Origin of the sequence: Rhodoferax sp. (assembly GCF_037143375.1) — a bacterium.
Taxonomy (GTDB): domain Bacteria; phylum Pseudomonadota; class Gammaproteobacteria; order Burkholderiales; family Burkholderiaceae_C; genus Rhodoferax.
In genome coordinates, this window is record NZ_JBAWYV010000185.1 from 1 (window position 1) to 5,295 (window position 5,295).

Below are 5,295 nucleotides of genomic sequence, written 5' to 3' on the forward strand. Positions count from 1 at the left end.
GAAGAAGATTTTTTACGCCGAACTGAAGGCAGTCCGATCCGGCGCATCGGGCACGAGAAGTGGCTCAGAAATATTGCCGTGGCAATGGGCAACGCGCTGCGTTTGAAACACGACCCGGTGCTAATTCAGGCGCTGGCAGCACGCGCTGGGCACCCCAGCGAACTGGTGCGTGAGCATGTGGCCTGGGCGCTGGATTTATAAGCCTTTTAGGGCTCTAGACCCCGTGTTACATGCGCAAGCAGCTATTAAAACTATAGTGACCGCAGCACGCCCAGTGCAAACGGCAAACTCAGCATTCCCAGCAGCGTGGAGAGCGTGACCAAGCCCGCCACATAAGCGCCGTCATAGCCCATGCGTGCGGCCAACACGTAGCAACTCGACGCGGTGGGCAAGGCGGAAAACGCCAGCAGCATGGTGGTTTGTACTGGGTCGAGGTGAAACAGGTGCGTCAGGCCCAGCGCCACCACGGGCAAGAAAAAGTGGCGGATCGCCAGCAAACTCATGGCCAGAGACTTGGCTTTGGTGAGCGCCCCAAACTGCATGCCGGCGCCTGCGGCCATCAATCCCAGTGCCAAAGCGGCGGCACCAATGCGGCTGACGGTCGGCTCCAGCCAGACAGGGATCGTCAACCCAAGCAAATTGGCCGCCAATCCGGAGGCGGTGCCAATGATCAGCGGGTTGCGCACCAGTTCCTTCAGGAATCCGCGCTGGGCATGGCGTGCCATGGGCCAGACGGCGAAAATGTTGCTCAGTGGCACGCAGACGCCAATCAGCACCGCAATCATCAGCGCGCCTTGGGGGCCCGCCAGTCGGTCGGCCAGGGCCAGGGCGACGAAGGAGTTGAACCGGAACGCAATCTGGGTACTGGCCGCATGCTCCCGAACCGGAATGTGACGCCCCAGCCAGGGCCAATACGGCAGGGAATATGCCAACGCGACCCCTGAGAACATCAGCGCCCAACCCGCACCAATCAGACTCGACGCCGACTGAATATCGAGCGGGCTTTTCACAATCGAGTGAAACAACAAGACCGGGAAAAAAAGAAAATAAACCAGCGTTTCCACCTGCGCCCACACCGTGCGGTTGAGGGCCGTGAAGCGGCAGACCAAGTAGCCGCTCAAGATCAGCGAGAAATCGGGGAATAAAAGTTGAGCGTAATTCACGCGGTGAGAATACCAGTCACCCCGCTAAACTGCGCGCATGCACGGTCAAAACCTTTTCTTGAACAGCCGTTATGGCTGACGCTTCCATTGATGCCTTCATCGACGCCCTCTGGTTGGAAGAAGGCTTGTCAAAAAATACCCTGAGTGCCTACCGGCGTGACTTGACGCTCTATGTGGCCTGGCTTGCGGTCCGTGAACGGACCTTGGCCGACACCATCGAAGCTGATTTGAATGGCTACTTTGCGGAGAAACACAGCCTGACAAAGGCCACCACGGCCAACCGCCGCTTGACGGTTTTCAAGCGCTACTTTCGCTGGGCGCTGCGGGAACACCTCATTGTGAGCGACCCCACGCTCAAGTTGCAGGCGGCCAAACAGGCGCTGCGGGTGCCCGAGACCCTGACGGAACCCCAAGTAGAGGCGCTGTTGTGGGCGCCCGATGTTGCGACACCCATGGGCGTGAGGGACCGCACCATGCTGGAGTTGATTTACGCCAGCGGCCTGCGCGTGAGTGAGTTGGTGACACTCAAAGTGTTCAACGTGAGTTTGTCGGAAAACGTTTTGCGGGTCTTTGGCAAAGGCAACAAAGAGCGCCTGGTGCCATTTGGTGAGGTCGCCAGCCTTTGGATTACCAAGTACCTGGCGCAGGCGCGCCCCAGTTTGCTGGCGGGCAAGCAGACCGAAGATTTGTTTGTGACGCAGCGCGGCCCCAAAGTGGGCACTGCCATGAGCCGGGTGATGTTCTGGATGATTGTGAAGAAATATGCGCGCGAGGCGGGCATCACAGCACCGCTGTCGCCGCACACCTTGCGCCATGCCTTTGCGACCCATCTGCTGAACCATGGCGCCGATCTGCGTGCGGTGCAAATGCTGCTCGGTCACGCGGATATTTCAACCACCACCATCTACACCCATGTGGCGCGGGAGCGACTAAAAGTGCTGCATGCCCAGCACCATCCCCGCGGCTGAGGGCTTATTCCGCCAGGGTTTCGGCCCAGGCCAGGGCTTGCAAATGGGCCCAGTTCACCTGGTGGTTGGTCAACTGGAGCGCGTTGGCGTTTCTGGCAAATGCCTCATCGTCAACGCTTTCGCAGGCTTTCGTCAATTCCAGAAATGGCGCCAGGATGCCGCTACCGTGTTGCAGCGCGTTGACCACCGATTCAGGCAGTGAGATGGACTCCAGTGCCTTGTTCAAAGGCATGCCCAGCATGGTGTCGAGCAAGGAAAAAACGCCCACCACAAAGGCGTTGTCGCATTCTTCGGGCGGCAAGAGTTCCGCAGCCAGCAACTCCATCAGGCGACCCCGAACCACCGCCATATTGGCTACGGCCGATGGCACACCATTGGCGCGCGAGGTTGTCATCAGCAACGCGGCCCAGCGGAACAACTTCTTGAGGCCAATCATCATGATCGCGTGGCGAAACGAGGTGATCTCGCAACTCAGGCCAAACCCGGCCGAATTGATGAAGCGCAGCAGGTTGAACGAGAGGGTGGGGTCTCGTTTGAAAATCTCTTCAATTTCAACGGTGCTGGCCTGTTTGCGAATCAGGTTGATCAACGCAATGATGTTGGCCTGCGCAGGGCGAACCGACTGCCCGGTAATCAAAACCGGTTTGGCAAACCAGTAACCCTGAAACAGATTGACGCCCAGGCTGGCAAGCAGTTCGAATTGCTCAGCGGTCTCCACTTTTTCGGCAATCAGTTGCGCTGTGGAATTTTTTTGAGCTGACAGTACCGCCACACTCAACTCTTCAGGTGATAGTACTGAAAGATCGAGTTTGATGAAGGAGGCCAGCGGAAGCCAACTTGAATAAATGTCCTTCAGCACGCTGTCGTCAAAGGCCAGCTGGAAGCCACGTTTGCGAACTTCTGTGAGCGTTTGCAGGTAAGCCTCAACATCCTCAACGCACGCCTGTGGCAGGGACGGCACCTCCAGCACCACCCGGTCGGGTTGAATTAACTCCAGATGACCGCCCGTGAGGGTTTGGTGCGTGCAGTTGATAAATATCGTTTTTCGGTCAAGCAGGACTTCACAGTCGGCATGCGATAAAACGTTAAACAGCAACGCCGCATCGCTGGCCAGCGTGTGCGCCTTCATTGACTTTGATCGGTCGAATAATTCATAGCCAAAAACGGCCCGATTCTTGTCTACGATGGCTTGGCGTGCGAAAGCGAACGGAATTTGTCCTTGAGGTTCAGACGAATTTTCAGTATCGGGTGTATTTGACATGGCGCAAAAGGTAGGTTGGTTGGCCTATTTTACGGAGCCTTGGTCACGTGGGGTCGAGGAGCACCCCGAAGACATTTATTCTCTGCCCTCCTTACAATTCAGTTCACATTGAAGGAACGGAATCGACATGGCAATCTATGAACTTGACGGCACAGTCCCCCATATTACTGACTCGGCCTGGGTCGCCGACAGCGCCCAGGTGATGGGCGATGTCGTGCTGGAAGACGACGTCAGCGTCTGGTTTGGCGTGGTGATCCGGGGCGATACCGACGTCATCCGCATTGGGAAACGTACCAATATCCAGGACACCAGCGTGCTGCACGCAGACGTGGGCATGCCCCTGACCATCGGTTGCGATGTGACCGTGGGCCATAAAGTGATGCTGCACGGCTGCACGGTGGGCGATGGTTCGCTGATCGGCATTGGTGCGATCGTGCTTAACGGTGCCAAAATTGGCAAAGGCTGTCTGGTGGGCGCGGGCTCTTTGGTCACAGAGGGCAAGGAATTTCCGGATGGCTCCATGATCATGGGCACCCCCGCCAAGGTGGTGCGCCAGCTAACGCCAGAGCAACTGGCTGGTTTGCTGAGCAGCGCCCAGCACTACGTCGAAAATGCCCGTCGCTTTAAAACCAGTTTGAGCAAGCTTGCCTGACCCCGGTTCCGGGGTGGTCGTTGATATTTTTTGAATCTGAATGGAATAGTGCGTGTCTGAAATTCACAAGTTTTTATTTGAAGGTCTGCCGGTTCGCGGCGTGCTGGTGCGCCTGACCGATGCCTGGACCGAAATCCTGAGTCGGCACGCTTCGGGCAATGCGGGGCCTTACCCGTTACCGGTACAAAACACGCTGGGCGAGATGGTGGCAGCGGCCACGCTGATGCAATCCAACATCAAGTTCAATGGTTCGCTGATCCTGCAGATCTTTGGCGACGGTCCGGTCAAACTGGCCGTGGTCGAGGTGCAGCCTGATTTTGGACTGCGTGCCACCGCCACCGTCATTGGCGACATTGCGCCAGAGGCCCGTTTGAGCGACTTGGTGAATGTGAACAACGAAGGCAAGTGCGCTATCACCCTCGACCCTAAAACCCGCTTTCCGGGCCAGCAGCCGTATCAAGGCGTCGTGCCTTTGTTCGATGACAAGCGCGAAAAGCTGGAAAAACTTAGCGAGGTGCTGGAACACTACATGTTGCAAAGTGAGCAGCTTGACACCACGCTGGTGCTGGCCGCTGACGGTCAGGTGGCGGCCGGGTTGTTGATTCAACGGCTGCCGCTGGAAGGTTCTGGCAATCTGGCAGGGAGTCTGGTGAGCCAGGCCAATGAAGACGAGATTGGCGTCAATGAGCACTACAACCGAATTTCGATACTCGCCTCCACTTTGAAGCGTGAAGAATTGTTGACGCTGGATGTCGAGACGATTCTCCGCCGGCTTTTTTGGGAAGAAACGCTGACGCTGTTTGAGCCACTGACCGGCGAGGCGGGGCCCCGTTTCTCCTGCACCTGCAGCCGTGAACGCGTGAGCAAGATGATTTTCAGCTTGGGTGTTGACGAAGCCGAAAGCATCCTGGCCGAGCGCGGCGACATTGAAGTGGGCTGTGAATTCTGCGGTTTGCAATACCGGTTTGACCCGATTGATGCGGCCCAGATTTTTCGGCTCGGGGGTGAGCTGCCGCCGGCCCCAAGTGCAGTGCAGTAACTGATCCCGCAGGCTCGTTATCGCGAGCCAATCTTGAGTTGACCGGTAAACAGGCGATGTTCACACACCGGGTCACTGCATTTTTCACACCTTGATTGCCAGTGGCCAAGCTCGTTATGGTTTGACTTCAAGCGCTCTTCTCTTAAGGGCGCGATGGCATTGAGGGCCGCTTCCAGGCGGTCGGCACCCAATCCGTAAATGACTTTGTAGGG

The 5,295-nt window shown here is 57.2% G+C and carries 5 protein-coding genes and 2 pseudogenes; 4 read left to right on the top strand and 3 right to left on the bottom strand.

Features of this window, described 5'->3' with window-relative positions:
* Window positions 1-201: pseudogene (locus tag WCG50_RS17070) on the top strand (tRNA epoxyqueuosine(34) reductase QueG); the annotation flags it as partial.
* Window positions 202-251: 50 nt separating this feature from the next.
* Here WCG50_RS17070 and WCG50_RS17075 read toward each other — a convergent pair.
* Window positions 252-1,163: an AEC family transporter gene (locus WCG50_RS17075; RefSeq protein WP_336900797.1), complete on the bottom strand. Its 912-nt coding sequence runs from the start codon at window positions 1,161-1,163 to the stop codon at window positions 252-254.
* 71 nt (window positions 1,164-1,234) lie between these two features.
* Between WCG50_RS17075 and xerD the strand changes: the two genes are divergently transcribed.
* The gene (xerD, locus tag WCG50_RS17080) at window positions 1,235-2,131 is read left to right on the top strand and encodes a site-specific tyrosine recombinase XerD (RefSeq protein ID WP_336900798.1); all 897 of its coding nucleotides are present in this window, start codon (window positions 1,235-1,237) and stop codon (window positions 2,129-2,131) included.
* A 4-nt stretch (window positions 2,132-2,135) separates the two neighbouring features.
* On the opposite strand, the gene WCG50_RS17085 is transcribed toward xerD, so the two are convergent.
* Entirely contained in the window at window positions 2,136-3,392 is a 1,257-nt protein-coding gene (locus WCG50_RS17085) for an HDOD domain-containing protein (RefSeq protein ID WP_336900799.1), read from the bottom strand.
* Between the two features lie 127 nt (window positions 3,393-3,519).
* Here WCG50_RS17085 and WCG50_RS17090 point away from each other — a divergent pair, with 127 nt between their 5' ends.
* Window positions 3,520-4,044 (top strand): gamma carbonic anhydrase family protein, encoded by a 525-nt coding sequence (locus tag WCG50_RS17090; RefSeq protein WP_336900800.1) that lies wholly within the window; start codon window positions 3,520-3,522, stop codon window positions 4,042-4,044.
* 52 nt (window positions 4,045-4,096) lie between these two features.
* Window positions 4,097-5,083, top strand: coding sequence for an Hsp33 family molecular chaperone HslO (locus WCG50_RS17095; protein WP_336900801.1), 987 nt, complete (start codon window positions 4,097-4,099; stop codon window positions 5,081-5,083).
* A 17-nt stretch (window positions 5,084-5,100) separates the two neighbouring features.
* On the opposite strand, the pseudogene WCG50_RS17100 reads toward WCG50_RS17095, so the two are convergent.
* Window positions 5,101-5,295, bottom strand: a pseudogene (locus WCG50_RS17100) (ATPase); the annotation flags it as partial.